At 59.0% G+C, this 4704-nt stretch carries 2 protein-coding genes and 1 pseudogene; all 3 read left to right on the forward strand.

The genetic code is table 11. The annotated features are described in order from the left end of the window. A pseudogene (locus AC1D1X_RS15940) lies at positions 1-846 on the forward strand (hypothetical protein); the annotation flags it as partial. After that, positions 843-4094: a LamG-like jellyroll fold domain-containing protein gene (locus AC1D1X_RS15945; RefSeq protein WP_477698634.1), complete on the forward strand. Its 3252-nt coding sequence runs from the start codon at positions 843-845 to the stop codon at positions 4092-4094. The pseudogene AC1D1X_RS15940 and the gene AC1D1X_RS15945, both read left to right, overlap by 4 nt. Positions 4095-4129: 35 nt before the next feature. Further along, the coding region (locus AC1D1X_RS15950) for an Ig-like domain-containing protein (protein ID WP_477698635.1) at positions 4130-4704 on the forward strand (575 nt) is incomplete at its 3' end.

Genomic DNA, 4704 nt, shown 5'->3' on the forward strand with positions numbered 1-4704 from the left:
CAAGACGCCAGTGGACTGGTCACGCACGAGACCGACTTCCTGGGTGTCAACACCATGTACACCTGGGATATCAACCGGCGCCTGCCATTGACCACCACCAAGGCAACAGGCCTTCCTGAGGTGCAGACCACGACCACCCAGTGGCACCCAACCTTCAGGTTGACGGTGTTGGTGACAGAAGCGGGAAGAACGACTGCTTATACCTACGACACACAGGGAAACCAACTGAGTCAGACCGTCACCGACACGGCCACTAATGTGGCTCGAACCAGCAGTTGGACCTACAACCCTGAAGGCTTAATCGCCACTCAGAGCTTCAATAACATCGTCCAGCAGACCTACGCCTATTACAGCAGCACCAGCTTCAGCGGCACGATACCCAACGTGGTAGGTCACACGGTTGGCGACCTCCAGTCAGTCACCAACGCAGCAGGCCACATCACGCAGTTCACCCTGTACGACAGGGCAGGGCGCGTGCGTCAGATGATTGACCCCAAAGGCATCGTCACAGACACGACCTACACCTCCAGAGGCTGGGTCAGCAGCGTAACGGTGACCCCACCAGGTGGGGTAGCCCGGATCACAACGTACAGCTACGACAACGCCGGCCAGCTGACGGGTGTGGTTATGCCCGACAGCAGCACCATGAGCTACAGCTACGACGCCGCGCACAGGCTGACGGGTGTGACCGATGCCAAAGGCAACACCATCACCTACACCCTGGACGCCATGGGCAACAAGGTCAGCGAGCAGGTCAAAGACCCGCAAGGCAACCTGCAAAGAAACATCACCCGCGTGTACGACGCMCTKAACCGGGTCCAGCAAGTCACGGGAGCGAGTAATTGAACCCCAATGCAAATCAAGCGTATCAGCGAGGTAATAACGTGAATGAAAAGTGCACGAATACTCTAAAGCCTAAGCTCATCGTGGGAAATACGGCAAATCTGAAGAAACAGCTTTTGGCGTGGATTGCTGTGCTGGCTGCGTTGATGTCAGGCACAGCTTTCGCCAATGTGGATCCGCTTACTCCGAGCTGGCTCGGTGTTTCTGCGGGCAATGGAGCGTGCATGTCTTCTGCAATTGCTTCCTGTCAGGCTCAGGAGCCGTTCCAGGGAGTAAGTTGGGTCGCTATGAGCGCGGAGCCGAATCCCAAGCTGCTTTTGGATCAGCAAATCTGGTTCCATTGCACTGTGCCAAATAAGGGCCTTAGCACGTACTCAGCCGTCGGTTGTACGGTTCCCCCCGTTTGTCCAGCGGGGTCGGATCCAAACGGCGCGACGTGCGTTTGCAAGCCAGGCTATCTGGAGAACCCTCTCAAGAACGGTTGCTACAACAGCAGCACTACCAACATTGCCAACCTCCTTTTGAGCTCGCAGCCACAATCTTGTAAGGATGCTGGTTTTGTTCAGAAGGGCAAACCTATCACGCCCTTGGTCGGCGCCGAGACGCACACGGTAGCAACGGGGTTTTCGGTTGGTGGCCAGGAGTGGCGTGTGACTTACGACAACCGCAAGGTTTTCACCGCTGCGTCTATGGGCGTTGCACCCAAAGTGCTCGGCAATATCCCCGCGCTCGGTGCGCTATGGGAGAGTTCGCTGCACAAGAACATCGTTATCGGTGCAGGGGGGTTCGACGCGCAGGTCATGCGTGGAAACGGCACCGTCGTCAGCTTCAGGTACAACCCGACGAACGCCTCCTATGCTCCGATGGGTTTGAACAAAGATTCGCTGGTCGTTGTCTCCGGTGGCTATCGCTATCTGGAGGCTTCCTCACAGACCCTGGAAACTTACAACGCCGCGGGGCGGATCACCTCTGAAGCCGATGGCCGCGGGAACAGGATAACGTACGCGTATAGCTCGGCGGCGAGTACCGCTGCCCCGGCCGCTGGGTACTTGGTGTCGGCAACCGACAACACGGGCCGTAGCATCAACTTCAGCTATACACTGCCCTCCGGCGGCAATGCCGCCACTGACGGGCTGCTGAGCTTCATCAGCAATGCCATGGGCCAAACCATCAGCGCCCTTTACGACGCCAACCGCAACCTGGTCGAACTCCGCTGGCCCGACAACTCGGCTCAAACCTTTGTTTACGAAAACTCCAGCCTGCCGTGGGCGCTCACGGGGTCGGTGGACGAACTGGGGAACCGCTATTCCACCTATGGTTACGATGCCGCCGGCCGTGCCATCTCCACCGAACTTGCCGGGGGCGTTAACCGCTACAGCGTGGCTTACGGCACTCCACCTTCCGTGGCTGTCACGCAAACCTACGATGCCGCAACGACCATTACCACCCGCGCCCACAGCATGGTGTCGCCCAGCAACGTGGTTCTAGCCCTGCCCAATGGGCAAAGCTCGGACATCGCGTCTACCACGGTGGGTGGCCTGAACAAGGCTACGGGCCTGAGCCAGCCGGCAGGCTCAGGCTGTGCCGCAGCCAATAACGCCTCCGCCTTTGATGCAGCTGGGAATTTGCTCTCACAAGATGATTTCAACGGCGTGCGCAGTTGCTATGCGTATGACGGTTCGAATCGGGAGATCACGCGAGTGGAAGGCCTGTCCAACACCGCGGCCTGCAATGCCGTGCTACCTGGCGGCGCCACTTTGCCGGCAGGGGCTAGGAAATTCACGACCACTTGGCACCCGGATTGGCGGCTTCCTGTTGCGAGTGCCACGCCTGGGACATTGACAACGCTGGTTTACCAGGGCCGGCCAGACCCTTTGAACGCCGATGCAGCGGCCAATTGCACCAGTGCGCCAACGTTGCCGAATGGAAAGCCCTTGCCCGTGGTGTGCAAGAGGATTGTTCAACTCGCGAACCCGGCAGCAGCTGGAGGTGGTCCAACCGATCCGAGTGCAGCATTTAATTCGCTTTTGCTTCACATGAATGGGACGAACGGCTCGACAGCTTTTGTGGACGATGGTGCTGCTCTGAAAACGCTCTCTGTCACAGGAAGTGCCTCAATTTCAACTGCGTCGAAAGTATTTGGCACCGGCTCCGGCGCTTTCGCCAACAGTGGATACATCTCGGTACCCGCTGGAACCGACTTTAACTTCGGGTCGTTGCCATTCACCATCGAGTTTTTTCTGAAGCCTGGTTCCATTGGCGGTATTCAGAGCCTTATCTCCACACGACTAGGCCCTGTTTACTCCCCATTTGAGATAGACCTGGAAAACAGCTCTGTACGTATTCTCAAAAGCAACGCGGCCGTGAATAACTGGGAGATTGTTGGTGTATTCCCGAGCACGGCGATTACGGCCAACGTCTGGCAGCATGTTGCCATTGTGGGGAACGGGGCCACGATGTCGGTCTACGTCAATGGCGTCCCATCCACCAGTACCGCCGCCTACACGCCTTTCGCAGCGCTCACGGGCCCTTTGTATATCGGCAAGGGTGGGGAGGCCGTCGCTTTCACCGGGAATATGGATGAAGTCCGTATCACCAAAGGTGTTGCACGATATTCAGCGGCTTTCACACCGCCAGCGGCGCAGTTCCCCGGTATCGCAGCCTATCTTCCTGCGTCAGGCCCCGATGCGAGATTTACCTATGATGTTTCCGGCCGCATCCTGACTTCCATAGATGCGAACAATCGCAGCACCAGCTATGTGTACTACACCGATACCAACATCGCCGTTGATGTAGGCCATACGGTCGGAGACCTGCAGAGTGTGACGAACGCAGCAGGGCACGTCACGCAGTTCACCCTGTACGACAGGGCCGGACGGGTGCGCCAGATGGTTGACCCCAAAGGCATCGTCACCGACACGACCTACACCCCCCGAGGCTGGGTCGGCAGCACCAGTGTCACCCCACCGGGCGGAGCAGCCCGCACCACCACTTACACCTACGACAACGCCGGCCAGCTGACAGGGGTGGTTCTGCCCGACAGCACAACGATGAGCTACAGCTACGACGCCGCGCACCGGTTAACTGGCGTGACCGATGCCAAAGGCAACACCATCACCTACACCCTGGACGCCATGGGCAACAAGACAGGCGAACAGGTCAAGGACCCCTCGGGCAATCTGCAAAGAAACATCACCCGGGTGTATGACGCCTTGAACCGGGTCCAACAAGTCACGGGAGCGAGCAATTGAACACCACAACAACCATCACCCAAACAGGAGGTCGCATGAGCAGCCCTAGCCAAGTCGGTCAAACCTTCAATGCCTGGCTCGGCCGCCTGGCACTGCTCATCTCTCTGGTCCCGGTCCTGGCGCTCGCCGCCACCCCCACGACCACAGCGCTTTCAAGCAGCGCCGGCACCGCCCCCGTAGGCCAGAACATCACGCTGACCGCCACCGTCACAGGTGCCAGTCCCACCGGCAACGTCACCTTCAAGGACGGCAGCACCACCCTGGGCACAGGCACTGTGGCAGGCGGCGTGGCAACGCTTGCTACCAACTCCCTGGCCTTGGGCAGTCACACCTTAAGCGCCGACTACGCAGGCGACACCAACAACGACCCGTCGACCTCTTCGGCGGTGAGTGTTGCCATCAACAGCGGCACCCTGACCTGGCAGTATGGCTACGACGCYATGGGCCGKCCCACCACCGTGGTCGACCCCAATGGTCTTGCCAGCTACACCTACTACGACAGCCTGGGYCGYCCCATCCAGACCCAGCARCCCGCCAACACCGGWAGYRSCACSCCCACCACCACCGGCTTTGCCTACAACGCCAATGACAACCTGACCCAGGTCACCGA

This window comes from Polaromonas sp. P1_G4 (assembly GCF_056405475.1).